Here is a 25,631-nt window from a genome sequence, read left to right on the forward strand (position 1 = left end):
ATGCGCCGCAAGGCAAGCCTGATCCTGCTCGCCTTCGCCGTGTTCTTCACGGCGCTGTCCCCCCTGATGCGCTGGTACGCCTTCCCGCGCCTGGCGAAGATCCCCGCCAACCAGTACCAGGACATGGTCCTGGAGGCGAAGAACGCGACCCTCATCGACTACGGCACCATGAAGGCGAAGAAGGTCCCCAAGGTCACCGTCGTGCAGACCCTCAAGGGCAACGTCGAGGCCTCCGAGAAGATCGAGAAGACCGCGGGCCGGGACGTCGTCGTCTGGGACTCCCTGTCCTACGTCCAGGGACCCGACGGCAAGATGATCTCCAAGATCCCCGAGCGCTACATCTTCGACGCGCACAGCCAGGACCCCGTCCACGCCACGGGAGAGATGGTCGACGGCGACCCGGTCACGCGCGAGGGCATCGAGTTCAAGTGGCCCTTCCTCACGGAGAAGCGGGACTACGAGTACTTCGACGCGCAGACCCGCACCACCAACCCCATCCACTACAAGGGCACCCAGAGCTTCCGGGGAGTCAAGGTCTACTACTTCGAGCAGACCATCCCCTGGACCAAGGTCCAGTTCCCGAGGACCATGCCCGTCAAGGGCATCACCCGGGAATCGCTCGCCAAGACCGGCACGAGCATGTGGTACACCACGGTCCGCAAGTTCTGGGTGGAACCCGTCACGGGAGCGCCCGTCTACGGCGAAGAGGACCACAAGGAGGAACTCCGCGGTGGCACCCTGCTCGGCGACGGCAAGAAGGTGACGGCGTTCGCGGGGCAGGTGAAGATGCGCGAGGACTACATCAAGCACACGGTCGACCTGGTCAAGTCGAACCGCACCCTGATCCTGCTGCTGACGTCGTACCTGCCGTGGGGTTTCCTGTTCCTGGGCGTGGCCCTGCTGTCCCTGTCGCTGTACCTGGAGGCCCGCGGCCGCAGGCCCGGTGACCCGGCGCCGACGCAGGCCGCGGAGCCCGAGCCGGTCAACGCCTGAGCCGCGCGTTCGTGTGCCGCGTCGGCTCGGCGCTCGCCGGGTCCTCGGGCCAGGGGTGCTTGGGATAGCGCCCGCGCAGTTCGGCCCGTACGGCCTTGTAACCGTCCCTCCAGAAGGAGGCGAGGTCGGCGGTGACGGCGGCGGGACGACCCGCCGGGGACAACAGATGCACGAGTACGGGTACGCCGGCGACGGCGGGGGACTCGTGCAGGCCGAACATCTCCTGCACCTTCACGGCGAGCACCGGCCGCTCGGGGTCGCCGTAGTCGATCCGGATTCTGGACCCACTCGGCACCTCGATGCGTTCGGGGGCGAGTTCGTCGAGCCGGGCCGCGTCCCCGGTGGCCCAGGGCAGCAGCCGGTTCAGGGCCTGCCCGGCGTCGATCCGCGCCAGGTCGGCCCGTCTGCGGGCCCGCCCCAGCTCGGGCTCCAGCCACTCGTCCACGCGCGCGTGGAGCGCGGCGTCGGAGACATCGGGCCAGGGGGCGTCCAGGTGCAGGTGCAGGAACGCCAGCCGCCGCCGCAGTACCTCCGCGTCCGGGGACCACCGCAACAGGCCGAGCCCCTCCGCCCGCAGCCCTTCGCACAACGCTTCCCGTACGAGTCCGGAGTCGGCGTTCTTGAGCGGCCGCACCGCCAGCTCCACGGCCCCGAGCCGCTCCACCCGCCGCGCGACGACATCACCGTCGGCCCAGTGCACCTCCTCGCCCTCGGCGTACAGGCTCTGCGCGGCCTGTCGTGCCGTCTCCTCGTCGATGACGGCCCCGAGCCGCACACGCGCGTGCCCGGCACCCACGGGCCGATCGGCCACGGCGACCGCGAGCCAGGGCGCTCCCCGCAGTCCTGTGCCGTCCTGGAGCTCGGCACGGGTGCCGGAAGCCATGAGATACGAGCCGCCGTGCGCCCGAGCGACGCGCTCCGGGAAGGCGAGGGCAGCGACGAGCCCCACCACGCGGTCGCCCCCGGCGCCGGCCCGCACAGCGTCGAGGGCCGCCGCGGGGCCGCCGGCGGAGCGTGTCGCCTCCGCGGCCCCACCGGAGAGAGCGTCGGAGCCCGGTTCGCCCGGGAGAGAGTTCTGGGCGGGCCGGTGGGAGATGCCCCGCGCCGAAGGCGTGGGCGCCGACGCGGCCCGCAGCCGCCGGGCCTCCGCGCGCCACCGCCCCGCGTAGGCGTCGCCGCCACGCCGGGCGGCACGCCAAGCCGCGGCGAGGTCGTCGCCGTACTCCCGAGGCGGCTCCTCGCTGAGGAGGGCCACGACCTCCGCGGCCCGGTCCGCGCCCACCTCGGGGGCCGCGTCCAGCAGGGCCCGGGCGAGCCGGGGGTGCAGCCCGAGCCGGGACATGCGTACGCCCCGTTCCGTAGCCCGCCCCGCAGAGTCCACCGCCCCCACCGCCGACAGGATCGACCGTGCCGCCGCCATCGCCCCACCCGGCGGCGGGTCGAGAAGCGCGAGCCCCGTGGCGTCCGGGTCGCCCCAGCAGGCCGCCTGCAGGGCGAACGCCGTCAGGTCGGCCACCTTGATCTCCGGCGCGGGGAAGCGGGCCAGACGGGCGTCCTCCGCCTCCGCCCAGCACCGGTACACCGCTCCCGGCGCCTCACGCCCGGCGCGCCCCGCCCGCTGCCGCCCGGCCGCCTGCGAGGCCCGTACGGTCGTCAGCGCGCTCAGCCCGCGCGCGTGGTCCACCCGCGGCTCCCGCGCGAGCCCGGAGTCGACGACCACCCGCACCCCGGGAACCGTCAGCGACGACTCGGCCACCGCGGTCGCCAGGACCACCCGGCGCCCCGCACCCGGGGACAGCACCGCGTCCTGCACGGCGGCCGACGCCCGCCCGTGCACTTGAAGTACCTCGACCGGACCAAGATCCCCCAGCTGACCCGCCACCCGCGCGATCTCCCCGACCCCGGGCAGGAAACACAGCACGTCCCCCTCGTGCTCGGCCAGCGCCCGCCGCACCACCGACGCCACATGGGTCAGCAGCGCCGGGTCCACCCGCATCCCGTGCGGCGGCCGTACGGGCCGTACCGGCGGCGCCCACACCACCTCGACCGGATACGACACACCGTGTGCCTCGACGACCGGCGCGTCGCCCAGCAGCCGGGCCCACCCCTGCGCGTCCGTCGTCGCGGACGCCGCCACCAGTCGCAGCTCGGGTCGGAGGGCGGCCCGTACGTCCAGCACAAAGGCGGCCACCGTGTCGGCGTCCAGATGCCGCTCATGGCACTCGTCGAGCACGACCACGTCGATGCCCGCGAGCTCCTGGTCCCGCTGCAACCGCTGCAACAGGACACCGGTCGTGACGACCTCCACGCGTGTGCGGCGGCCGACCACCCGCTCCCCGCGCACGGTGTGACCGACGCTCTCGCCCACCTTCTCGCCGAGCAGCCACGCCATCCGCCGCGCGGCGGCCCGGGCGGCGATCCGCCGCGGCTCGGCGACGACGACCCGGCGTACCGGCCGCCCGTCGTCCAGCAGACCGGCGAGCGCCAGTGGCACCAGCGTCGTCTTGCCGGTGCCGGGCGGCGCCACGAGCACCGCGCTGCCGCCGCCCTCCAGGGCGTCGCTCAGGGCGGGCAGGGCACCGCGAACAGGCAGCGCGTCCAGGGCGTCGTAACGAATCACGCCCCCAGTCTCGTACGAGCGTCAAAACGCCTTCCACGTGCGTGTGCCCGGCAGCCGTCAAAACGCCGTCCACGCGTGCGTGCGCAGCAGAAAGGGGTGCCCACGCACGCGTGGGCACCCCTTTCGCACGATCCCTTCGTACGGTCAGTCCCGCTCGCAGACGAAAATCGCCGTCCCCGGGATCAGATTCCCGCGCAGCGGGGACCAGCCGCCCCACTCCTGGGTGTTCCAGGCGGGCCACTCCGGCTCGACGAGGTCGACCAGACGGAAGCCGCCGGCCACGACGTCGCGGACGCGGTCGCCGATCGTCCTGTGGTGCTCGACGTACACCGCGCGGCCCTCCTCGTCCTGCTCCACGTACGGAGTGCGGTCGAAGTAGGAGGCGGAGATGCTCAGCCCCTCGGGGCCGGGCTCGTCCGGGAAGGCCCAGCGGATGGGGTGGGTCACCGAGAAGACGAAGCGGCCCCCGGGGCGCAGCACCCGGCGTATCTCCCGCAGGACGCGGACCGGGTCGGCGACGAACGGCAGCGCGCCGTACGCCGAGCACGCGAGGTCGAAGGATCCGTCGGCGAACGGCAGGGCGCCCGCGTCGGCCTCCACCAGGGGCACGCCCCCGCCGATGCGCAGGGCGTGCTGGAGCTGGCGGTGGGAGAGGTCCAGGGCCACCGGACGGGCCCCCTGGGCGGCCAGCCAGCGCGAGCACTGGGCCGCGCCGGCGCCGATCTCCAGGACGTCCTTGCCCTTGAGGTCCTCCGGCGGGCCGAGCAGCTCGGCCTCCACCTCGTCGAGGCCCTCGGGGCCCCACACGAAACGGTCGTCCCCGAGGAACGTGCCGTGCTCGATCTGGTACTCGTCCGCGTTCCGGTCCCACCAGCCCCGGTTGGCTCGGGAACTCTCCGTGACGCCCGCGTCGCGTCGGGTGGCTTCGGGCTCAAGCGGTTCGGGCTCTTGGATGATCGGCTCCCTCGTCGTACTCTTCCGTCCAACCCGTCTCCGCGTGTCACGGCAGAGGCGAGCTATGGCCCGCGTGGCCTCAAGAGACAGGTCTTGTGCCGGGTATGCGGCGATCCGCCCCGGGTGTGCGCCTTCGCGCATTGACCCCGCCCGGCTGCCCCCGTATGCTACAAGTTGCGCTGCGAGCCTGCGCTCCTCAGACGTAGCAGGCTGCGCTCGCATCTGTATGTATGTCCCCTCGGTTTTCGAGGCGCCACCGGCGGTGTTTGTCATAAACACCGCTCCGGGTTGGGCGCTTCCTTGGCTGTCCGGCCTTCTGCAGAGCGAAACGGGCTCCCGGCGTAAGCAGTACCTACGACTCTCTGTCCGTACCGGAGCCCTTTCCCACATGACGAGCAGCACCGAGACCACCGCCACCACCCCGCAGGTTGCGGTCAACGACATCGGTAACGAGGAAGCCTTCCTCGCCGCGATCGACGAGACGATCAAGTACTTCAACGACGGCGACATCGTCGACGGCGTCATCGTGAAGGTCGACCGGGACGAGGTCCTGCTCGACATCGGTTACAAGACCGAAGGTGTCATCCCGAGCCGCGAGCTCTCGATCAAGCACGACGTCGACCCGAACGAGGTCGTCAAGGTCGGCGACGAGATCGAAGCCCTTGTTCTCCAGAAGGAGGACAAGGAAGGCCGCCTGATCCTCTCGAAGAAGCGCGCCCAGTACGAGCGCGCCTGGGGCACCATCGAGAAGATCAAGGAAGAGGACGGCATCGTCACCGGTACCGTCATCGAGGTCGTCAAGGGTGGTCTCATCCTCGACATCGGCCTCCGTGGCTTCCTGCCGGCTTCCCTCGTCGAGATGCGCCGTGTCCGCGACCTCCAGCCCTACGTGGGCAAGGAGCTCGAGGCCAAGATCATCGAGCTGGACAAGAACCGCAACAACGTGGTCCTGTCCCGCCGTGCCTGGCTGGAGCAGACCCAGTCCGAGGTTCGCCAGACGTTCCTCACCACCCTGCAGAAGGGTCAGGTCCGCTCCGGCGTCGTCTCCTCGATCGTCAACTTCGGTGCCTTCGTGGACCTGGGTGGCGTCGACGGTCTCGTCCACGTCTCCGAGCTCTCCTGGAAGCACATCGACCACCCCTCCGAGGTTGTCGAGGTCGGCCAGGAAGTCACCGTCGAGGTCCTCGACGTCGACATGGACCGCGAGCGCGTCTCCCTGTCGCTCAAGGCGACGCAGGAAGACCCGTGGCAGCAGTTCGCCCGCACGCACCAGATCGGTCAGGTCGTGCCCGGCAAGGTCACGAAGCTGGTTCCGTTCGGTGCGTTCGTCCGCGTGGACGAGGGCATCGAGGGTCTGGTCCACATCTCCGAGCTGGCCGAGCGCCACGTGGAGATCCCGGAGCAGGTCGTCCAGGTCAACGACGAGATCTTCGTCAAGGTCATCGACATCGACCTCGAGCGCCGTCGCATCAGCCTCTCGCTGAAGCAGGCCAACGAGTCCTTCGGTGCCGACCCGGCCTCGGTCGAGTTCGACCCGACCCTGTACGGCATGGCCGCGTCCTACGACGACCAGGGCAACTACATCTACCCCGAGGGCTTCGACCCCGAGACCAACGACTGGCTCGAGGGCTACGAGACCCAGCGCGAGGCGTGGGAGCACCAGTACGCCGAGGCGCAGCAGCGCTTCGAGCAGCACCAGGCGCAGGTCATCAAGTCCCGTGAGGCTGACGCCCAGGCCGAGGCCGAGGGCGCTGCCGCCCCCGCCGCCGGTTCTGGTGCGGGTGTCTCGGGTGGTTCGTACTCCTCGGAGTCGGACGACACCTCCGGCGCGCTGGCGTCGGATGAGGCCCTGGCTGCGCTCCGCGAGAAGCTCGCGGGCGGCCAGAGCTGAACCGGTAGGTTCCGCTAGGCAGTAGTTAGTCGGTGGGCCGCACCCCTTTCGGGGGGTGCGGCCCACCGCTTTTTGGTTTTGTCTGCGGAGAGCAGAGGCTCCACGTACATGGACTGTGGACTCCAATGTGAACGTTGGGTGGCGTGTGTCCGCGTATGGGTCTGGATCGGTTCGGGTGTGCGGGGAGGGAAACGTGGCAGATACACGAGTAACTCCCGTGCCGTAACAGGGCGTTGCCAGGATCCCCGGGTCATTCAAGATCGTGAGGGGAGCCGAAGTCATGGCAGCACAGCAGCGATCGGGTACGGCGAGCAGGCGCGCCTTTCTCCGCAACGTCGGACTCACCGGCGGCGCGGGCGCGATGTTCGCCACCATGGGGGCCCTCGGCCTCGCGCCCACCGCTCAGGCCGCACAGCGCGAACAGCCCTTCCGTGCACTGAAGTCGAGCGATTTCACGCTCACCGGGCGCGGCGCCGCCAAGGTCGTCATCGTCGGCGGCGGCATCGCCGGACTCGCGTCCGCGTACGAACTGGGCAAGGCGGGCTACGACTGTACGATCCTGGAGGCCAGGGACCGCACCGGTGGCCGCAACTTCACGGTGCGCGGCGGCGATTCGACCACCGACCTCTACGGCAACACGCAGACGGCCCGCTTCGGCGAGGGCCACTACATGAACGCGGGCCCTGCCCGTCTCCCGCAGTGGATGGTCACCCTCGACTACTGCCGCGAACTCGGCGTCCCCATCGAGGTGTTCACCAACGTGAACGCGGACGCGTACATCTACAACGAGTCGACCGGCATGACCAAGCCGATGCGCTACCGCACCGCCAAGGCCGATGTCTACGGCTATGTCTCCGAGTTGCTCGCCAAGGCCACCGACAAGGGCGCCCTCGACAAGGAGCTGACCGCCACCGACCAGGAGAAACTCGTCGAGTTCCTCAAGGACTTCGGCGAACTCGGCGACAAACTGACGTACGAGGGCGGTGAACGCCGCGGCTACACCACCGTCCCGGCCGCCGCGGGAACCCCAGGCGTGCTCCTCGGGGACGTACCGTCGGCCTCCGAGGTCTTCGCCACCGGCGTCGGCCGCTACTTCTCCTTCGAATTCGGCTTCGACCAGGCGATGCTGATGTTCCAGCCGGTGGGCGGCATGGACCAGATACCGCGCGCGCTGACCAAGGCGATCGGGGCCCATCGCATCCGTACAGGGGCCGCGGTTTCCAAAATCACCGACAAGGGGAGTGGCGTTACCGTCACTTACACCCAGGGCGGCCGTACCAAGTCCATCGACGCCGACTACTGCATCGGCGCCCTCCCGCCCAACATCTTCGCCAAGATCCCGCACAACCTCGGCTCCGGCGTCCAGAGCGCGCTGGAGGCGATCACGCCGCAGTCCGCCGCCAAGATCGGCCTGGAGTACCGCTCCCGCTGGTGGGAGCTGGACCACAACATCTACGGCGGCATCACGGAGACCGACCAGGACGTCGTCCACATCTGGCACCCCTCGTACGGCTTCCACGGCGAGCGCGGCGTACTGATCGGCTACTACAACTACGACGACGACGCCGACTCGTACGCGAAGCTCACCCCCGAGGAGCGCGAGAAGCGCGCGGTGGCCACGGGCGTGAAGATCTACGGCGAGAAGTACCGCACCGAACTCGCGTCCTCTTTCTCGCACCACTGGCGTCAGACGCCCCACCTGGAGGCCGCCTGGCACGACACCCCCGGCGGACCCGACGACGCCCGCTACAAGCCGCTGAACCAGCCCACCGGACGGGTCTACTTCGCGGGCGACTGGCTCAGTTACACCGACGCCTGGCAGCACGGTGCCTTCACGTCCGCTCGCAAGGCGGTCACCGCGCTCCACGCGCGTGTGCTGTCCTCGTAACACGCGTGTGCTGTCCTCATAGCCGTCTGTAAGTGTCTTCGCGGCCGCTTCGGATGTCTTTCCAGCCGCTCGTGGTGGCTGAGAAGTCGGTAAGAGGCGGCGGTGCGGAGCGCGGGCCGGGAATGCCCGCGCTCCGGACCACGTTGTGCAGTACGAACACGAGGAGGAGCGGTCACAGTGCTTGATCCGCAGGGTTTGTACGCATGGGAGCCGAAGGGCCTGGCCGTTGTCGACATGGCACTCGCCCAGGAGTCGGCCGGCCTGGTCATGCTCTACCACTTCGACGGATACATCGACGCGGGCGAAACCGGCGACCAGATCGTCGACCGGGTGCTCGACTCGCTGCCCCACCAGGTCGTGGCCCGTTTCGACCACGACCGGCTCGTGGACTACCGGGCCCGGCGCCCGCTGCTGACGTTCAAGCGCGACCGCTGGACCGACTACGAAGAGCCCACCCTTGACGTACGCCTCGTGCAGGACGCCACGGGCGCGCCCTTCCTGCTGCTCTCCGGCCCCGAGCCGGACGTCGAGTGGGAGCGCTTCGCCGCCGCCGTCCAGCAGATCGTGGAGCGGCTCGGCGTCCGTCTCTCCGTGAACTTCCACGGCATCCCGATGGGCGTCCCGCACACCCGCCCCGTGGGCCTCACCCCGCACGGCAACCGCACCGATCTGGTGCCCGGCCACCGCAGCCCCTTCGATGAGGCACAGGTCCCCGGAAGCGCCGAGGCCCTCGTCGAGTACCGCCTCATGGAGGCAGGACACGACGTGCTGGGCGTCGCCGCGCACGTGCCGCACTACATCGCGCGTTCCCCGTACCCGGATGCCGCGCTGACCGTACTGGAGTCCATCACCGGCGCGACCGGCCTGGTGCTCCCCGCCATCGCGCACTCCCTGCGCACCGAGGCGCACCGCACCCAGACGGAGATCGACCGGCAGATCCAGGAGGGGGACGAAGAGCTCGTCGCCCTCGTCCAGGGTCTTGAGCACCAGTACGACGCCGCGGCGGGCGCCGAGACGCGGGGCAACATGCTCGCGGAGCCGGTGGACATCCCGTCGGCGGACGAGATCGGGTTGGAGTTCGAGCGGTTCCTGGCGGAGCGGGAGGGCGACGCCTAGCCCTGGTCTTTCGGGGCTCCCTGTCGGAGGGACTGTCAGCGGCAGGCCCTAAGCTGCTGGGCATGCTGAAGGTGGGCCTGACCGGTGGTATCGGCGCCGGCAAGAGCGAGGTGTCGCGGCTGCTCGTCGAGCAGGGCGCGGTGCTGATCGACGCGGACAGGATCGCGCGAGAGGTCGTCGCGCCCGGAACTCCCGGGCTCGCGGCGGTCGTCGACGCCTTCGGCGAGGACGTGCTCGCACCGGACGGCGGCCTGGACCGGCCCAAGCTGGGCTCGATCGTCTTCGCCGACCCGGAGAGACTCGCCGTCCTCAACTCGATCGTGCACCCCCTGGTGGGCGCCCGCACCCGCGAACTCGAAAGATCCGCCTCCGAAGAGGCCGTCGTCGTACACGACGTGCCCCTCCTCGCCGAGAACAGCCTCGCACCGCTGTACGACCTGGTGATCGTCGTCGACGCCAGTCCCGGAACCCAGCTCGACCGGCTCGTACGGCTGCGCGGCATGACCGAGGAGGACGCCCGCGCCCGCATGGCCGCCCAGGCCCCGCGCGAGAAGCGCCTGGAGATCGCGGACGTCGTCATCGACAACGACGTACCCCTGGAGGAGTTGCAGCGGCGCGTACGGGAGGTATGGGCGGATCTCGCGCGTAGGGCCCATCAACCCCGTCAGCCCCAGGAATAGCGGCCCCCTGCGGGGGCGTTGAACCCTTCGAGTGAGGGAAGGACTCTGCCGTGCCCGAGACCAGCGGTTCGACCGGACGTACTCCGGAGACCCATGTCATCGACTTCCGTGCCGCCGAGCGACTGCTCGAAGCGCGGGACCCGCGGGGCGCGGTGAAGCTGCTCGACTCAGTCATCGGCGCGCATCCGGAGAACACGGCAGCCCGGCTGCTGCGCGCGCGTGCCTTCTTCGCCGCCGCGCAACTCCGACCCGCCGAGCTGGAGTTCACGATCGTCCTGGAGCGCGAGCCGGACAACGCCTTCGCGCACTTCGCGCTCGCCCGCACCTATGAGCGCCAGCGCCGCCCCGATCTGGCGAAGCGGCACTTCAGACTGGCGGCGGCGCTCGACCCGAAGCCGCAGTATCTCGAAGCGGCGCGCTTCGACTCGTAAGACATGAGCCGGCGGTGAGTGGGCCGTGAGCGGGCCCTGAGCCGGTCAGGGGTGGCGGTGCTCCGGCGGCCGGTGCGGCGGCCCCTGATCAGCCGGCCGGTACGGAGGTCGCTGATCCACAGGCTGGTACGGCGGGATGTCCCGGCCCGGCTGGAAGTGCGGCCCCTGATGGATGTGCCACAGGATCATGGTCATGTCGACGGTGACGATCAGCCACAGCACGCCGCAGGCGGCCGCCCATCCCGGCCGCCCGGCCAGGGCGAACGCGGCCGTCCCGAAGATCGCCCAGATCAGGCCCCACAGGCTCAGCCAGAAGCGCATCCGCAGAGCACTGCGCGCTGTCGTCGGTTCACTGCCCGTACGCATCAGGATCACTACTCCTACTCGGAAACGTACTCTTCCTGGTGCACGTTCACCAAGGGAGAGCGGTCGGATCCACGACCACCGGGGGAGGCGACGGTGCTGCTGGACGCGCTGCGGGCGGACGCGAGACTCGCGGAGTGGCTGAGGGACCTGGAGAGCGAGGGCCCGCCGCGGACGGAAGCGGTGCTTCCGGACGCGGACGAGCTGCCGGACGTCCTGCTCGACCTGACCGTGGCCCACGAGCACATCAATGAACTCGTCGCGCTGCGCGCTCGGTTGGTGGCCGACCAGGAGGCGATGACACTCCTCGCACGCTGTGTCGGCCGCTTCGTCAGGGACATGGGGGAGATAGGCAAGGGCTGGGAGCCACCCGCGTTCCCCGCGTCGACGGGGGAGCTCGGGCGCTGCTTCCATGTGTACGTCTTCATCGCGGCGCTTCCCTATGTGCGCGCGTACCACCGGGAGCACGGTGTCCCGGAGGACGTGTCCCGGCGCACCCTCGCCGACCTCGGCCGCCATGTGGCCGTGCACCACAGACGGCTCGGCACACCCGGGCTGCTGTTCCCCTGGTGGATCGCCCTGCACTTCCACGGCGAGCTCCTCCAGCTGGGCCGACTGCAGTTCCAGCGGGCGCGGCTCGGCCGGCGCACGGGCCGGGCCGTCGCGGCGACGGGACTGGACCTGGGACCCGGCGACTCCTGCCTGAGCCTGCACATCACCGACTTCCGCGGCCCCCTGACACCCTCCGCCTGCGACCGATCGCTCGCCCTGGCCAGGGAGTTCTTCACCCGCCACTACCCCGACGAGCGCTATGAGGTCGCCTTCTGCCACTCCTGGCTGCTCGACCCCCAGCTCAAGCGGTATCTCTCCGCCGACTCCAACATCATCCGCTTCCAGGACCGCTTCGAGCTCGTCTACCAGGACAAGACCCCGGACGACGGGGTGCCCATCGGCTTCGTCTTCGGCGATCCGGAGCTGCCGGTGGAGAAACTGCCACGGCGGAACAGCGTCGAGCGCGCGGTGGTGGACCATCTGCGCGAGGGCGGCCACTGGTATGGCGGGCAAGGATGGTTCGCACTGTAGCTCGACACTCGAACGAGTGAATGGGGGCGGGGTGGGAACGGGCCGATGAGGTCGGCCCGTTGGACGGGTATGCGGATCGAGAAGCGACAGGGACACGAGGGAACCGGACCCGGTGCCATCACACCGGACGGCTGCGCGGTCGAGCTCTACGCGCGCCTGCCCATCCGGGACGAGCCGGACATCATCACCGCGGCGGTGCCTGCGGGCGCGCACATCCTGGAACTGGGCAGCGGGGTGGGACGGATGACCCACCCACTCCTGGAGCGCGGGTTCACGGTCACCGCCGTGGACGAGTCGGCCGAGATGCTGGAGCGCGTTCGAGGAGCGCGCACCATACGCAGCACGATCGAGGACCTCGACCTGGGCGAGACCTTCGACGTGGTGATGCTCGCGTCGTTCCTCGTCCACACAGGGGACGTCGACGAACGGCAGTCGATGCTCAAGACCTGCGCCCGCCATGTCGCGGAGGGCGGCTGCGTCTTGATCCAGCGAGAGGGGGAGGACTGGCACACCAACGTCCCCCGCGAGCGGGTCGACCCCTCAGGCTTCATATCCCGGATCACGTCCGCGGAGCCGGTGGGCGACGGGGTGAACTCGGTCCACGCGGAGTACGAGTTCCCGGACGCCACGTGGACCCAGACGTTCCTGGCCCGCCCGTTGACGAAGGACGAGTTCGAGGAGGCGCTGGGGGAGGCGGGGTTGCGGGTGGACCGGTATGTGACGGAGGACGGGGTGTGGGTGAGGGCGGTGAAGGGCTGAGCTGTGCGGGCGCGAGTGACGGCGTCCCGGACCCCTTCGGCCGCGGCGGGCATCATCCGGCCCGTCCGGCGTTTGAGGAGGAGGCCGTTCAGGCCGAAGGGGGGTCTGGGGGCCGCAGCCTCCGGAAGGGACGCGGGGGTCTGGGGGCGCAGCCCCCAGAAGGGGCGCGGGGAACTGCGCAATCTTTTGGACCAGCCCCCACCCACCCGCACCCGACCCACAACTGAACGGGGTCGAAGGGGCAGAGCCCCTGGGGATGGGACGGGTAGGGGCGGCGGGGGCGAGCACAATTCCCCGCCCGCACCGATGAGTTACGGCCCCGCACCCGGTCTACCTCTGTGAAAGCAACAGCTACCGCTCACACAGGAGACCCCCATGTCCGAGACCACGGCTCCCGTCACCGCCGTCTCCCACATCACCCCCGCCCCCGACGCCGCCCCCGCCCCCGGCGCCAGCCGCCCCCGCAGCGCCCGAATCTCCCTGACCGCCCTGCAAGTCGTCCTCGGCCTCTTCTACGCGATCGCGAGCGCCCTCCCCAAGCTGATCGCACACCCGTCAGCGGTAGAGGCCTTCGACAAGCTCGGATGGGGCCACACGGGCATGTACGTCATCGGCGTGCTCGAACTCGCAGGCGGGATCGCCCTGTTGGTCCCGCTCCTGGACTCCCTGGCAGCGGTGGCGCTCAGCGCGCTGATGGTCGGCGCGTTCATCGTCAACGTCACGGTCATCCACGGCCCGTACGTGGCGACCCCGCTCATCCTGATCCTGCCGCTCGCACTGATCGCGTGGGCCAGGCGCAGCCACACCACCGAACTGCTCCGCCTGGTACGCAGGCGGGCATGACGGCCGTACGAGACGAAGGGCTCCCTCTTTCAACAGAGGGAGCCCTCGACGTCGTACGGGGTGAGATTCAGGACCGGGAGCCGGAGCCGGAACCGGACCCGGACCCGCCGTGACCACGCTCCTGGCCGGAGGCGCCGGAGGCGCCGGAGGCGCCCGAGAAGCCAGGGGTGCCGGCGGCAAGCCCCCGCAAGCGCTCCAGCTCGCGCCGGTCCCGCTTGGTCGGGCGCCCCGCCCCCCGGTCACGGATGCCCGCGGGAGCGACGGCCTCGCGCGGCGGAGGCGGCGGACTGTTGTCGACGTAGCACTCGACGGCGACCGGCGCCCCGACCCGCTTGCGGATCACGCGCTTCACGACGACGACCCGCTCCCGCCCGTCGTGCCGCAGCCGCACCTCGTCTCCGACGCGTACGGCATACGCGGGCTTGACGCGCTCGCCGTTCACCCGGACATGCCCGCCCCGGCAGGCGGTGGCGCCCATCGAGCGGGTCTTGACGAGACGTACGGACCAGATCCAGCTGTCGACCCGGACACTCTCGCCGCGACCCGGACCGGCGGCCTTGGCGGCCTCGGCCGCGCTCACCGTGTCACCGGAGCCGTGCGCGCCGCCGTTACTCGTGCCCTTCTTGTCCCCGTCAGCACCCTCAGAAGCCATACGTCGACCTTAGTCCTCCGCGGCGGCCGCACCGGGAGGATTTTCCACGGCCTGGACCACTGCACCGACGACAGCCTGGACCACTGCACCGACGACAGCCTGGACCACTGCACCGACGACAGCCTGGACCACTGCACGGACCACCCCGGACGCGACCGTCCTCCGAAGCGGCGGGGGCCGTGATGATCCAGTCGTACGGTGGAGGCATGGACACCAGCGGCCTGGACGGCAGGGGCCTGGACGCCAGGGGCCTCGCCGAGCTGGACGCGCGGGTCACCGGGTGTCGCGCCTGTCCGCGCCTCGTCGCCTGGCGCGAGGAGGTGGCCCGCACCAAGCGCGCCGCCTTCGCCGGCCAGACGTACTGGGGGCGTCCGGTTCCCGGGTTCGGACCGGCCGACGCCTCGCTGCTCATCGTCGGACTCGCACCCGCCGCGCACGGCGGGAACCGGACCGGGCGGATGTTCACGGGAGACCGGTCCGGGGATGTGCTGTACGCGGCGCTGCACGACCTGGGCCTGGCGTCGCGGGGGACTTCGGTGAGCGCGGACGACGGGCTGGAGCTGTACGGCGTACGCGTCACCTCGCCCGTGCACTGCGCCCCGCCGGCCAACAAGCCGACGCCCGAGGAGCGGGACACGTGCCGCCCTTGGCTCGTACGGGAGTTGGAGCTGCTGCGGCCCTCGCTACGGGCGGTGGTGGTGCTCGGGGCCTTCGGGTGGCAGGCCGCGTTGCCCGCGTTCGCGGCGGCGGGGTGGGCGGTGCCCCGGCCCAGGCCGGTGTTCGCGCATGGGGCGCGGGTCACGCTGGGCCCGGATTCTGTGGCATCGCAGTCGATGTCGATGGTGCCCGTTGAATCGGAGCCCATGTCGATCGGGCCCGTTGTACCGGAGCCGATCCGGCCCGTCGAGCTCTTCGGCTGTTTCCACGTCAGTCAGCGGAACACCTTCACCGGGCGGCTCACGCCCGCGATGCTCCGCGACGTCCTGCGTACGGCGGCGCAGGCGGCGGGGCTGACGACGCGACCGTACGCGGGTTAGCCTCGCGTGATGGGTGTGTATCCGGAGATCGAACCGTACGACCACGGAATGCTCGACGTCGGGGACGGCAACCGCGTCTACTGGGAGGTCTGCGGCAACCCACGCGGCAAGCCCGCGGTGATGCTGCACGGCGGCCCCGGCTCGGGGTGCGGTGCCTGGTACCGGCGCTACTGCGACCCGGCGGCGTACCGCATCGTCCTGCTCGACCAGCGCGGCTGCGGACGCTCCACACCGCGCGCGAGCGACTACGAGACGGACATGAGCGTCAACACGACGGCCCATGTGATCCGGGACCTGGAGCTGCTGCGCGGTCACTTGGGCATCGAGCGGTGGCTGGTGTGGGGAGTCTCGTGGGGCTCGGTGCTGGGGCTGCGGTACGCGCAGACGCATCCGGACGCCGTGTCCGAGCTGGTGCTGACGGGGGTGGCCACCGGCTCGAACCCTGAAGTGGCCATGCTGACCAAGGGACTTGGGAAGATCTTCCCCGAGGCCTTCGAGCGGTTCCTCGCCGAGTTGCCCGAGGGCGAGCGCGACGGGAACCTGGCGGCCGCGTACAACCGGCTGATCGAGTCCCCCGACCCGGAGGTACGGGCGCGGGCGGCACGCGCCTGGACCGACTGGGAGACGGCGATCATTCCCGCGCCACCGCGGTCCGTGGAGCGCTACGAGGACCCGGCCTTCCGCATGGGCTTCGCCCGCACGGTCACGCACTACTTCGGCAACGACCACTTCCTGGGGGAGGGGAACGACGAGGGGGTCGTCCTCCGGGACGCACCCCTGCTCAAGGGCATCCCCGGCACCCTCGTCCAGGGCAGCCTCGACCTGGGGAATCTGCTGGGCATCGTGTGGCGCCTCCACCATGCCTGGCCCGGCAGCGAGTTGGTCGTCGTCGACGACGCGGGGCACAACGCGGGGGCTCCGGGGGTGGTGGACGTGCTGGTGGCGGCCACGGACAAGTACGCGGCAGGTTAGGGGAGTTCCGTCTCACCGAACAGATGCCGCACCGTCGACCGGTAGTTGGCCTGTACGTGCGCGAGTGCGTGCGCGCGGGCCCGCTCCGGGTCGCCGGATGCGATGGACTCGTACAGCTCACGGTGCTCGGTGAGGAGTTGGGGCCACTCCTCGTTCTGCCGGGTGAGCCAGCGCAGCCGGCCGTCGACCGGTTCCATGACGGAGATGAGCAGGCTGTTGCCCGCCATGGCCAGGATCCGGTCGTGGAAACGGGTGTTGATGTCGGTGATCGCCTCCGCGTCGTCGGCGTGGGTCGCGGTCGCCGCGCGGTCGAGCAGCCCGGCCAGCTCGGCCAGCGCCTCCGGGGTGGCGCGTGACGCGGCGAGTCCGGCGGCGTAGACCTCCAGCGCCTCGCGCAGTTCGAAGAGTTCGGCCACGTCGGTCGGAGTGAGCCGGCGTACGACGGTCCTGCGCGGCGTCTCGAAGAGTACGAACCCCTCGGCGACCAGCGCGCGGATCGCTTCGCGGACCGGAACCCGGGAGACCCCGAAGCGCTCGGCCAGCTCGCGCTCGACCAGACGGTCGCCGGGGTGCAGCCGCCCCGCGATGATCTCCTGCCGCAGGGTCGCGAGGACGCGCTCGCGCACCGCGCCCAGCGGCTCTCGCTCCGCGCCCAGAGGTTCGATCTTCGTCATGCTGCCATCTTCGCCGACTCCGGGGGTGTTTTACGGAGCCGTAACTTCAGGGACATCGGTCGGAACGGTTGACGGGGAGACCATGGCGGCAGTTTGGTATACCAAAAATGCCCTGCAGGGTCGTCCCCCACACTGAATGCAGTCCTCCGCTCCCTCGCCCATGGAGGCCCCGTGTCCCTCGCCGACCGTGCCGAAGCCACCGGCACCCCAGCGTTCGTCCCCGATCCCCGGCTCACCAACGAAGACCTCGCGCCCGCCGAGAAGCGCAACTGGAAGGTCTTCGACCTCTTCGCCATGTGGATGTCCGACGTCCACAACCTCGGCAACTACACGTTCGCCGCAGGTCTGTTGGTGCTCGGCATGAACGTCTGGCAGATCTTCACGTCGCTGCTCGTCGGCTTCGTGATCATCTACGGCGGCATGAACCTGATGGGCCGCATCGGACAGCGCACCGGCGTGCCCTTCCCCGTCGTCAGCCGCATCAGCTTCGGTGTCTGGGGTGCCAACATCCCCGCGCTGATCAGGGCGGTCATCGCCATCATGTGGTACGGGATCCAGACGTATCTGGCCTCCGTCGCCGTCAACGTCATGCTGCTCGCCGCCTGGCCGGGCCTGGAGTCGTGGACCCATCACGCCTTCCTCGGCCTGGACGCGCTCGGCTGGACGTCGTTCCTCGCGCTGTGGCTGATCCAGGCCATGATCATCAGCCAGGGCATGGAGTCGGTCCGCAAGTTCCAGGACTTCTGCGGCCCGGCCATCTGGCTCGTCATGATCGCGCTGGCCATCTGGGTCCTCGCCAAGGCCGGCTGGAGCATCTCGCTCACCGCGACCCCGCACCCGGTCTCCGTGGGTGAGCAGTGGCGCATGTGGTTCGGCGCGGTCGGGCTCATCCTGGCCACCTACGGCACCCTGATGCTCAACTTCTGCGACTTCTCACGCTTCGCCCCCAGCTACAAGACCGTCAAGCGCGGCAACTTCTGGGGCCTGCCCATCAACTCCACGGCCTTCGTGATCGTCTCGGTCATCGTCACGGCCGGTTCCATCGAGGCGTTCGGCGAGGCCATCACCGATCCGGCGCTGCTCGTCGCCAAGGTCGGCAACACCTGGGTCCTGATCCTCGGCGCCCTGACCTTCGCCATCGCCACCATGGGCGTCAACATCGTCGCCAACTTCGTCTCCCCGGCGTACGACCTCGCCAACGTCTGGCCGCAGAAGATCACCTTCAAGATCGGCGGCATGATCAGCACGGTCGCCGCACTGGTCGTGACCCCCTGGAACCTCTTCTCCAACCCCACCGTCGTCAACTACTTCCTCGGCGGCCTCGGCGCCTTCCTGGGCCCGCTGTTCGGCGTGATCATGCTCGACTACTACTGGGTCAAGCGCGGCCACGTCGACATCGATCAGCTCTTCAACGCCCAGCCGGGATCGCGCTACTACTACCGCAAGGGCGTCAACCCCAAGGCGCTGTGGGCGTTCCTGCCCTCGGCGGCCGTCGCCGCGGTGCTCGCGCTGGTGAAGGACTTCAGCGACGTGGCCCCGTACTCCTGGTTCATCGGTACGGCGCTGGCGGCCGGCCTGTACGCGGTGCTCTGCCGCTCGGAGCGCGCCGCCACCACCGAGCCCGTCCCCGCCTCTGCCTCCGCTGTCGTGGAGGGCTGAGCGTGCGGATCGTCGTCACCAACTGCAACACGACGCAGGGGATGACCGAGGAGATCGTACGAGGTGCCCGGGCCGCCGCAGGCCCGGGCACCACCGTGCTCGGACTCACCCCCGCGTGGGGACCCGAGTCCGCGGAGGGCTGGCTCGACAGCTATCTCTCGGCGGCGGCCGTCCTCGACACCCTGCGGACGTACGAGGGCCCGTACGACGCCGTGGTCATGGCCGGCTTCGGGGAACACGGCCGCGAGGGCGCGCGGGAGCTGGTGGACGTACCCGTCGTCGACATCACCGAGGCCGCCGCCCATCTCGCCTGTCTGCTCGGCCGCCGCTACGGCGTCGTCACCACGCTGGAGCGGTCGTGCGGGCAGATCGAGGACAGCCTGGAGACGGCCGGGGTGGGGCGCAACTGCGCCGCCGTCGTCGGCACCGGGCTCGGCGTCCTCGACCTCGGCGACTCCCAGCGCACCGAGGCCGCCTTCGTGACCGCAGCCGAGCGCGCCCGTGAGGCGGGGGCCGAGGTGCTGGTCCTGGGCTGCGCGGGGATGACCGGACTACAGCGGGCGGTGGGGGAGAAGCTCGGGCTGCCCGTCGTCGACGGGGTCGCCGCGGCGGTCAAGCTCGCCGAGTCGCTGGTGTCGCTGGGGCTGAGGACGAGCCGGGCGGAAGGCTATGCCAGGCCGTTGCCCAAGCGGCGGACTTGGGGGGCACCGGGGGCGGGGGGCTTGGATCCTTCGGGGTGAACGGGGCAGGGCTCGCCTGTGTCGGGTGGTCGGGGCGGGGGCTTGGCTCCGTAGGGGTGATCCGGTTGACGGCTTGCCTCCCCTGGGGGGCGATCTTGGGACCCGGCGGTGGAGCGCGGGGTGGACCCGCCGCCGGGGAGTGGCGGCTGTGGCTGTCGTATGCGCTGGAGCCGGCAGACAACACGCAAGGGTGACCTGGGAGTTGGCGGTGCGCTGAGCGGGTCCGGCGAAGTCCGGTGCGGTACGGCAGCGCCCTGACGGGGCGCGGGGCTGTGACACCATGCGGCTCCCGCCGTGCGGGCGCGACCAGCCACGACGGGCCCGCTGTCCTGACGACGCACCGGACTTCCAGCGGAGCGCTCAGCCTCGTTCCGGGACCACGGCGACCGCCGTGATCTCCACGAGCTGCCCGGTGTACCCGAGGCAGGTCACCCCGATCAGCGTCGACGAGTGCGGGCCGATGCTGAGCCCGGAGGCCTGGACGACATCCCAGACCTCGGACAACACCGCCGGCTCACTCCCGACGACGTACACGTCGGTCGACACGACGTGCCCCATGTCGCTCCCGACCGCCCGCAGTTGTTCATCGAGATTGGCCAGCACCTGCTCGGCCTGCCGCACGTGATCACCCTCGCCGACGATCTTCCCGTCGGTGTCGAGCGGCACGGACCCGGCGAGGAAGGCGACCTTCGTCCCGGCTTCGACGACGGACGCGTGCGAGTAGGCGGGCGGCGTGAAGAGGCTGGGGACGGTGATGCGCTGGACCATGGGGCTCCTTGTCGATCGGTCGAGGGGCAAGTCGAAGGACAAGTCGAAGGACGAACGGACAACTTGCCGATGATGCGGGGCCGGGGGCGGCGGGCGCATCCGAATTTGAGGCGCCAAGGGGAGCCGCTGGATGCACGAAGCACGGCGGGCGAGCGGATCGACGAGGCCGGCGGGTGGCGGGAGGCGGGTGGCGGGAGGCAGAGGGCAGGGGGCGGAGACGGTCGGCAGGAGGTACTCGGCAGGAGGCGCTCGGCGGTCGGCAGGCGTTTGTATGCCCCCGGCCCCGTGACGAGATCACCGGCATCCCCCTCCCTCCCCCGCCTACTCCTACGGCACGCCGAAGACCATGGGGTTGGCGTACGGAGTGTTCACCCGCCAACCCGCCTCGCGTGCCACCCGCTCGAAGACCCCGATCTTGTACGCGAGCCCTTCCGGCTCACCGATGTCGCCCCACCCGTCCGCCTCGGCCCACTCCGCCTCTCCTCTGATCAACGGGCGCCCCCGCACGGCCAGATGCAGCGCGAGGGTCGAGCGCGCGTAGAGCCGTACGGCGTCATGCTGGTCCCGCGTGAGCGCACACTCCTCGGTGGTCTCGCGCAGCCGTAGCCGCCCGCCCTCGCTTCCGGCCACGAGGAGCGGCATCATCTCCCGCGAACCGCTGGCCGGGGTCGCTGGGCCGGCGGCCACCAGGAAAGTCAACTCCCTTCCGTTCTCGCGCACTTCGTATCGCGGCAAGTACGACAGCCGGGACAGCCCCAGCGCGTGCTTCCACGAGGTGACCCAGAGCCCGCGGTTGAGGTAGTGGCGAACGCTGTTCTGCCAGGTCCAGTACGCGTCCAGCCGAAAACCGTGCAGCCCTTCGGCGCGGCATGCCTCGTACACCGTGTCCAACACCGCCGAGGCGAGGCCGCTGCGCCGAGCCACGGGGTGCACGTACAGAGACCAGACGCGCAACGCCCCCGCGCCCGTGGGCCAGGTGTCGACGGCGATCGTGCCGACGGGCCCTTGCCCTTGTGCCCCATCGCGTTGGTGTTCGCGTCCGTCCTCGTGCCGGTCCTCGGACTTCTGCTCGATGCCGGGGCCCGGTTCGCCCGTCGCGTAGATCCAGTACCTCCTTCGGTACGTGTCCTCGTCGTCGTCCGTGTCCTCGTCCTTGCGGGCCTGCCCGAACTCGCTCAGCCGGGCCCGTAACTCCTGCTCGCGCGAGGCCGTGAGCGAGTGCGGGTCGACGCATGTGCCCAGGGCGCCCTCGACCATGGATGCCAGGTCCCAGCGTCTGAAGCCGGGCCCTTCCCCGGGGGCGACAGGGCGCAGCCCGGGGATGGCCGCAAGGCGTTCGTGTACACGTAGGGCGAGATCGGCGTTCATGATTTCGGAGCCTAGGAGCGCCTCGGGCTCGCCGTCGTGGGCTCGGGGCACGCTCCAGTGGTGCGTCACCAGCGAGGTGGACCACGTCATTGATCACGCGCTCGGCTTTCGCACTCCTGTGCAAGGGCGGGGTAAGCCTCGGCGATGGCCCCGTAGATCCGTCGCCGAAGCAGCGTGACGGCCTCAGCCCGCCCGGGGGATCGCTCGCCTCCGGGTAGTCCGTCCAGGAGGCGTTCGTAGTGGCTCAGCCGATGGCGCAGGTAGTCGACCTTCCAACGGAGGAGCGAGGCTCGGTCGCTGGAATCGGTGGAAGCGCGGTGACCCGAGTCGGACGACGTGCGATCAGGATCACGATCATGACGACGAACAGGGGAGCTGGGCTCGGTGCGATCGCGGGAGGCGGGCAAGCCGCGGCCGGCTCCCGCGCTGGTGACACCTCCTGATCGCTGCCCCCACTCCGCCTCTCTCCGGGCCCGGTACTCAACGGTGCGAAGCGCCAACTTGCCCGGGTCCAGGCGTGGCACATCGATGGGCTCCGTCCTGATCCGTTCCAGGACCGCCTCCCGCCGCCGCTCCAGTTCGGCCCGTACGGCATCCGATCGGCGTACCGCACTCTCCGCAACCTCCCGGAACTCTTCGCTCCGCTCCGCGGCTTCGACGCGTTCGGTGCGATAGAGCCGGGTGTGCGGCGCGGACCTGAACCGCGGATTGACGCTGAGCCGATCGGGCGCGCCCAGCAGCCGGCGGACTATCCCGCCGGTCCACCCCCGTGCCCTCAGCCCCGCCGCCGAGACGTACCTCTGCCCGTCTTCCTGGTAACCAGCCACCGCTACCTCCCCCGTAGCCACTAGTCGTGACGCTCTGTGACGACTCTCCCCAATTCATAGCGCCCGCCACTGACAATCGCCGGAGCCGGGCGAAGGAGACCGGGGTGACCGGCGGTGGATATTGACTCGACGCCCCCGCCACCCCGCCTCCATCCTCACTCCATGCGCACCAAGTACTGGGGACGTTTCACCGCGGCGGACTTCTAGCCGGGCCGCGCCGGGAATGCCGGCGGCCCCGCGGAGGTCCGTCATGTCCCGCACCGTCCACCACGTCCCGACCCGGCACCGCTCCACGCCCGCCACAGGTGAAGGGCAATGTCTAGAACACCGTCAGTGGCGGCGTGCAGCACGGCACGGTCGTCCAGGCCCAGACCATCGACGACCTGACCATCGACGACCTGACCATTGGAGATCCGCGCCGTTGAACCCCGACGAAGAGAAGTTCCTCAACCGTGTGGCCGATCGCCTCGCCGCCCTCCCCGCCGTCCGGGCCGTAGCCCTCGGCGGCTCCCGCGCGCAAGGCACCCACGGGCCCGACAGCGACTGGGACTTGGCGATCTACTACCGGGGCGACTTCGACCCCGAGAACCTCAAGGCCCTCGGCTGGCCCGGCGAGGTCTCCGAGATCAGCGGCTGGGGCGGCGGCGTGTTCAACGGCGGCGCCTGGCTGACCATCGACGGCCGTCGCGTCGACGTCCACTACCGCGATCTCGACGTCGTCGAACACGAGTTGGCGGAAGCGGAGGACGGCCGCTTCCGCGTGGAGCCGCTCCTCTTCCATCTCGCCGGCATCCCCACCTACTTGATCGTCGCCGAGCTCGCCATCAACCGCGTACTGCGCGGCGACCTCCCGCGACCACCGGCCTACCCGACCAAACTGCGCACCGCCGCCTCCGCCCGCTGGTACGACACCGCCCGCGCCGCCCTTGCCTACGCGAAGTCCCACCACGCACCGGCCGGCCGCCTCACGGAGGTCGCGGGCGCCATCGCGACAGCCGCGATGCAGGCCGGGCACGCGGTGCTGGCGGCGCGGGGGGAGTGGGTGACGAATGAGAAGCGGTTGCTGGAGCGGGCCGAGCTGCGAACCGTCGACCGCATCATTGCGTCTCTGTCCACGGAATCGGCCCCGGAATCGGCCCCGGATCAGCTGTCCCGGGCGCTCACGGCGGCTCAGACACTTTTCGATTCAAAGGGACCGGGACAGGCCGCAGGCCTCTGAAAGAAACGAACGGAGATCAAAGCGTGCGGGTGCTCATCTCCCCGTCGTACGGAAGTACGCAGACGCGACGCCATTGGGCGGACACCGTCGATCGGCAGGTGGACTTCACCGTGCCGCGCCACGACGGCCTGCTCGCCGCCGACCATCGTGCTCAGCTCCAGAACCTGCATCCGGAGGGCCGCGCACGGTTCTGGGGTGCGACGCCCGCGCACGACGGGAAGTTCTCCGACGTGGCCACTGGTGACGTGGTTCTGTTCACCGGCGGGAATCGGGTGCGTGCCATAGGCGAGGTCGGAGCGATATTCCGCAACCGCGAGTTCGCCGATCTGCTGTGGCCGCCGCAAGCGGACGGACCGAGCTGGCACACCGTTTACAGCCTCTTGGACCTGGTTCCGGCCGACATCCCGTACGCGGAATTGAACGCGGCCATCGGGTACAAGCCCGCGCACAACTTTCCCGGCCAGATGGTCCTTCGAGGCGACAAGGCGTCCGCGGTCCTCGAAGACTTCATGATCACACCGGGTACGGAATGGCCCGCGCCGCCCTCGGCCACGGCCCTGCGGCAGTCCGACGACCGGGCGCGGGACGTCGTTCGTATCGCGGCCATGGAGGAACTGCGTACCCGCCGGACCGGCTATCAACAGACCCGGCGACTGATCGTCGTCGACCGTCGAGAAGCAGAACTCGTTCGGGAATACCGGCGGTATCTGGGCGCTCGCGGCCAGACCGCCACACGGTTCTACTGCCCTTCCGGCATCAGCGACATGTACCTGGAAAACGCGGGCCAGGCGGAAATCGTGGAGGCCAAGAGTTCTCCGGCCCACCGTCATGTGCGGCAGGCTCTGGCACAGCTCCTCGACTACGCTCCGCACAGTCCCGTACCCGCGCGATGCCTCACAGCGTTGTTCCCCGAGCCACCGGAGCGCGAGGACGTACAGCTACTGCACCGCTACGGGATCGACTGCGTCCACCGTGAAAACCCGGGTGCCTTCCGGCGGCAGCCCGCGTCAGGCGAACGGCGCGCGCTCATGCGCGGCGTGTGGGCGGGAATTCCCGGCCTCGAATAATCCTTCGAGTAAGCCCAGTTGACACTGCTACGGTCCCCACGTGGCGAAACTCAATCAGATCATCGCAGTGGAGAAGGGCGTCAAGTCCAAGTCTCATCAGGACCTGACGGCCGCTCACCATGGCCTGCAGAAACCGGCGTTGCTGGCCGGTATCTCGCGGACGTATCAGCCGAAGGACGAGGAGGGTGAGCAGTTGCCGCCCGAGTCGACTCGGGTGCAGGTGCAGGCTGAGGATGTGTTGCGGGAGACCGCGGGGACGCTGACGCGGCTGTTTGATGTGACCGCCACGAAGGACTGGGCCAACTGCTCGGCGCGGGCGGATGTGACGGTGGACGGGCGGGTGCTCGTTGCCGAGGTGCCGGTGTCGTATCTGCTGTTTCTTGAGAAGCAGCTCACCGATCTCAACGCGTTTGTGCGGAAGTTGCCCGTTCTCGATGCCTCCGAGTCGTGGGTGCAGGACCCGTCCACCGATGCCTGGAAGACCGAGCCGGTGCGGACGCTGCGGACCAAGAAGGTGCCTCGGAACCATGTCAAGGCCGAGGCCACGGAGAAGCATCCCGCTCAGGTCGAGGTGTATTACGAGGACATACCGGTCGGGTACTGGACGACCGTGAAGTTCTCCGGCGCCCTGCCCGCGCGGCGGGTGAATGAACTTCTCGACCGGGTCGAGAAGTTGCAGCAGGCCGTCAAGTTCGCCCGTGAGGAGGCGAACGGCGTGGATGTCGTCGACCAGCGGGTCGGGGACGCCGTGTTCGGCTACCTGTTCGGGTAGCCTCAAGAACTCCCCGGCCACCACGCACCACGGCCGGGGTGCGCGAGGAGCGCAAGCTGAAGCTGAAGCTTGTCGTGATGGAGTGGCCAGGACTCAGAACCAGCCACGATCAATCTCAGACTCTTGCTCCAGACTCAGTATTCGCCGCCGATCGCCGGATCGACCGGGCCCAGGCCCCGGGACGTCGAAATGCTGGTTCAAGTCCAGCCCGCGCAGCTCGATGCGTGGTGGTCCAAAGGCAGGACGCGGCGACAT

At 69.8% G+C, this 25,631-nt stretch carries 23 protein-coding genes; 16 read left to right on the top strand and 7 right to left on the bottom strand.

Annotated features, from left to right (window positions below; translation table 11 throughout):
* Positions 1–993: a DUF3068 domain-containing protein gene (locus OIC96_RS35995; RefSeq protein WP_330303827.1), complete on the top strand. Its 993-nt coding sequence runs from the start codon at positions 1–3 to the stop codon at positions 991–993.
* On the opposite strand, the gene OIC96_RS36000 is transcribed toward OIC96_RS35995, so the two are convergent.
* Positions 983–3,613, bottom strand: a complete 2,631-nt coding sequence (locus OIC96_RS36000) for an ATP-dependent RNA helicase (RefSeq protein ID WP_330303826.1) — start codon at positions 3,611–3,613, stop codon at positions 983–985. The two genes, OIC96_RS35995 and OIC96_RS36000, sit on opposite strands and share 11 nt — an antisense overlap.
* Positions 3,614–3,757: 144 nt before the next feature.
* On the bottom strand, positions 3,758–4,708 hold the full coding sequence (locus tag OIC96_RS36005; RefSeq protein WP_330303825.1) for a class I SAM-dependent methyltransferase: 951 nt from the start codon (positions 4,706–4,708) through the stop codon (positions 3,758–3,760).
* A gap of 247 nt (positions 4,709–4,955) precedes the next feature.
* On the opposite strand from OIC96_RS36005, the gene rpsA reads away from it, so the two are divergent.
* From rpsA to OIC96_RS36030, 5 genes are all read left to right on the top strand, one after another.
* Positions 4,956–6,458 (top strand): 30S ribosomal protein S1, encoded by a 1,503-nt coding sequence (gene rpsA / locus OIC96_RS36010; RefSeq protein WP_330303824.1) that lies wholly within the window; start codon positions 4,956–4,958, stop codon positions 6,456–6,458.
* Positions 6,459–6,819: 361 nt separating this feature from the next.
* Complete coding sequence (locus OIC96_RS36015) at positions 6,820–8,346, top strand: flavin monoamine oxidase family protein (RefSeq protein WP_330310056.1); 1,527 nt, start codon at positions 6,820–6,822, stop codon at positions 8,344–8,346.
* A gap of 177 nt (positions 8,347–8,523) precedes the next feature.
* Positions 8,524–9,462 (top strand): PAC2 family protein, encoded by a 939-nt coding sequence (locus tag OIC96_RS36020; protein ID WP_330303823.1) that lies wholly within the window; start codon positions 8,524–8,526, stop codon positions 9,460–9,462.
* A 62-nt stretch (positions 9,463–9,524) separates the two neighbouring features.
* Positions 9,525–10,142 (top strand): dephospho-CoA kinase, encoded by a 618-nt coding sequence (gene coaE / locus OIC96_RS36025; RefSeq protein ID WP_330303822.1) that lies wholly within the window; start codon positions 9,525–9,527, stop codon positions 10,140–10,142.
* A gap of 50 nt (positions 10,143–10,192) precedes the next feature.
* Positions 10,193–10,573, top strand: a complete 381-nt coding sequence (locus OIC96_RS36030; protein WP_327427934.1) for a tetratricopeptide repeat protein — start codon at positions 10,193–10,195, stop codon at positions 10,571–10,573.
* Between the two features lie 45 nt (positions 10,574–10,618).
* Here OIC96_RS36030 and OIC96_RS36035 read toward each other — a convergent pair whose 3' ends face one another.
* A complete protein-coding gene (locus OIC96_RS36035) occupies positions 10,619–10,939 on the bottom strand; it encodes a DUF6343 family protein (RefSeq protein WP_330303821.1) in 321 nt (106 codons plus the stop codon).
* A gap of 93 nt (positions 10,940–11,032) precedes the next feature.
* On the opposite strand from OIC96_RS36035, the gene OIC96_RS36040 reads away from it, so the two are divergent.
* From OIC96_RS36040 to OIC96_RS36050, 3 genes are all read left to right on the top strand, one after another.
* Positions 11,033–12,019 carry an acyltransferase domain-containing protein gene (locus tag OIC96_RS36040; RefSeq protein ID WP_330303820.1) on the top strand — a complete coding sequence of 329 codons (987 nt, stop codon included), beginning with the start codon at positions 11,033–11,035 and terminating at the stop codon, positions 12,017–12,019.
* Positions 12,020–12,064: 45 nt separating this feature from the next.
* On the top strand, positions 12,065–12,778 hold the full coding sequence (locus tag OIC96_RS36045; RefSeq protein ID WP_406501477.1) for a class I SAM-dependent methyltransferase: 714 nt from the start codon (positions 12,065–12,067) through the stop codon (positions 12,776–12,778).
* A 375-nt stretch (positions 12,779–13,153) separates the two neighbouring features.
* Positions 13,154–13,621, top strand: a complete 468-nt coding sequence (locus OIC96_RS36050) for a DoxX family protein (RefSeq protein WP_330303819.1) — start codon at positions 13,154–13,156, stop codon at positions 13,619–13,621.
* 67 nt (positions 13,622–13,688) lie between these two features.
* Here the strand turns inward: OIC96_RS36050 and OIC96_RS36055 are convergent, their stop codons facing one another.
* A complete protein-coding gene (locus OIC96_RS36055) occupies positions 13,689–14,273 on the bottom strand; it encodes an RNA-binding S4 domain-containing protein (RefSeq protein WP_330303818.1) in 585 nt (194 codons plus the stop codon).
* 206 nt (positions 14,274–14,479) lie between these two features.
* Here OIC96_RS36055 and OIC96_RS36060 point away from each other — a divergent pair, with 206 nt between their 5' ends.
* Complete coding sequence (locus OIC96_RS36060) at positions 14,480–15,310, top strand: uracil-DNA glycosylase (protein WP_330303817.1); 831 nt, start codon at positions 14,480–14,482, stop codon at positions 15,308–15,310.
* Between the two features lie 9 nt (positions 15,311–15,319).
* Positions 15,320–16,282 (top strand): prolyl aminopeptidase, encoded by a 963-nt coding sequence (gene pip / locus OIC96_RS36065; protein ID WP_330303816.1) that lies wholly within the window; start codon positions 15,320–15,322, stop codon positions 16,280–16,282.
* Here pip and OIC96_RS36070 read toward each other — a convergent pair.
* Entirely contained in the window at positions 16,279–16,956 is a 678-nt protein-coding gene (locus tag OIC96_RS36070; protein WP_330303815.1) for a GntR family transcriptional regulator, read from the bottom strand. The two genes, pip and OIC96_RS36070, sit on opposite strands and share 4 nt — an antisense overlap.
* Positions 16,957–17,127: 171 nt before the next feature.
* Here OIC96_RS36070 and OIC96_RS36075 point away from each other — a divergent pair, with 171 nt between their 5' ends.
* Positions 17,128–18,615, top strand: a complete 1,488-nt coding sequence (locus tag OIC96_RS36075) for an NCS1 family nucleobase:cation symporter-1 (protein WP_330303814.1) — start codon at positions 17,128–17,130, stop codon at positions 18,613–18,615.
* Between the two features lie 2 nt (positions 18,616–18,617).
* A complete protein-coding gene (locus OIC96_RS36080; protein WP_330303813.1) occupies positions 18,618–19,355 on the top strand; it encodes an aspartate/glutamate racemase family protein in 738 nt (245 codons plus the stop codon).
* Between the two features lie 360 nt (positions 19,356–19,715).
* On the opposite strand, the gene OIC96_RS36085 is transcribed toward OIC96_RS36080, so the two are convergent.
* On the bottom strand, positions 19,716–20,123 hold the full coding sequence (locus OIC96_RS36085; protein ID WP_330303812.1) for a RidA family protein: 408 nt from the start codon (positions 20,121–20,123) through the stop codon (positions 19,716–19,718).
* Between the two features lie 327 nt (positions 20,124–20,450).
* Complete coding sequence (locus tag OIC96_RS36090; RefSeq protein WP_330303811.1) at positions 20,451–21,581, bottom strand: GNAT family N-acetyltransferase; 1,131 nt, start codon at positions 21,579–21,581, stop codon at positions 20,451–20,453.
* A 1,158-nt stretch (positions 21,582–22,739) separates the two neighbouring features.
* Here OIC96_RS36090 and OIC96_RS36095 point away from each other — a divergent pair.
* The 3 genes from OIC96_RS36095 to OIC96_RS36105 are packed head-to-tail and all read left to right on the top strand — an operon-like array spanning position 22,740 to position 25,376.
* Positions 22,740–23,537, top strand: coding sequence for a nucleotidyltransferase domain-containing protein (locus OIC96_RS36095; protein WP_330303810.1), 798 nt, complete (start codon positions 22,740–22,742; stop codon positions 23,535–23,537).
* Positions 23,538–23,560: 23 nt separating this feature from the next.
* Positions 23,561–24,604, top strand: coding sequence for a hypothetical protein (locus OIC96_RS36100; RefSeq protein WP_330303809.1), 1,044 nt, complete (start codon positions 23,561–23,563; stop codon positions 24,602–24,604).
* A 40-nt stretch (positions 24,605–24,644) separates the two neighbouring features.
* A complete protein-coding gene (locus OIC96_RS36105) occupies positions 24,645–25,376 on the top strand; it encodes a DUF7873 family protein (RefSeq protein WP_330303808.1) in 732 nt (243 codons plus the stop codon).
* Positions 25,377–25,631: the final 255 nt, after the last annotated feature.

Source organism: Streptomyces sp. NBC_00775 (assembly GCF_036347135.1).
In the GTDB taxonomy this organism is placed as follows: domain Bacteria; phylum Actinomycetota; class Actinomycetes; order Streptomycetales; family Streptomycetaceae; genus Streptomyces; species Streptomyces lutosisoli.

Excerpts from the sequence above, each read along its gene's own strand:
- OIC96_RS35995 (WP_330303827.1), top strand. The coding sequence starts at position 1 with ATGCGCCGCAAGGCAAGCCTGATCCTGCTCGCCTTCGCCGTGTTCTTC.
- OIC96_RS36005 (WP_330303825.1), bottom strand. The coding sequence starts at position 4,708 with ATGCGCGAAGGCGCACACCCGGGGCGGATCGCCGCATACCCGGCACAA.
- rpsA (WP_330303824.1), top strand. The coding sequence starts at position 4,956 with ATGACGAGCAGCACCGAGACCACCGCCACCACCCCGCAGGTTGCGGTC.
- OIC96_RS36015 (WP_330310056.1), top strand. The coding sequence starts at position 6,820 with ATGTTCGCCACCATGGGGGCCCTCGGCCTCGCGCCCACCGCTCAGGCC.
- coaE (WP_330303822.1), top strand. The coding sequence starts at position 9,525 with ATGCTGAAGGTGGGCCTGACCGGTGGTATCGGCGCCGGCAAGAGCGAG.
- OIC96_RS36035 (WP_330303821.1), bottom strand. The coding sequence starts at position 10,939 with ATGCGTACGGGCAGTGAACCGACGACAGCGCGCAGTGCTCTGCGGATG.
- OIC96_RS36045 (WP_406501477.1), top strand. The coding sequence starts at position 12,065 with ATGAGGTCGGCCCGTTGGACGGGTATGCGGATCGAGAAGCGACAGGGA.
- OIC96_RS36050 (WP_330303819.1), top strand. The coding sequence starts at position 13,154 with ATGTCCGAGACCACGGCTCCCGTCACCGCCGTCTCCCACATCACCCCC.
- OIC96_RS36055 (WP_330303818.1), bottom strand. The coding sequence starts at position 14,273 with ATGGCTTCTGAGGGTGCTGACGGGGACAAGAAGGGCACGAGTAACGGC.
- OIC96_RS36060 (WP_330303817.1), top strand. The coding sequence starts at position 14,480 with ATGGACACCAGCGGCCTGGACGGCAGGGGCCTGGACGCCAGGGGCCTC.
- pip (WP_330303816.1), top strand. The coding sequence starts at position 15,320 with ATGGGTGTGTATCCGGAGATCGAACCGTACGACCACGGAATGCTCGAC.
- OIC96_RS36070 (WP_330303815.1), bottom strand. The coding sequence starts at position 16,956 with ATGACGAAGATCGAACCTCTGGGCGCGGAGCGAGAGCCGCTGGGCGCG.
- OIC96_RS36085 (WP_330303812.1), bottom strand. The coding sequence starts at position 20,123 with ATGGTCCAGCGCATCACCGTCCCCAGCCTCTTCACGCCGCCCGCCTAC.
- OIC96_RS36090 (WP_330303811.1), bottom strand. The coding sequence starts at position 21,581 with ATGACGTGGTCCACCTCGCTGGTGACGCACCACTGGAGCGTGCCCCGA.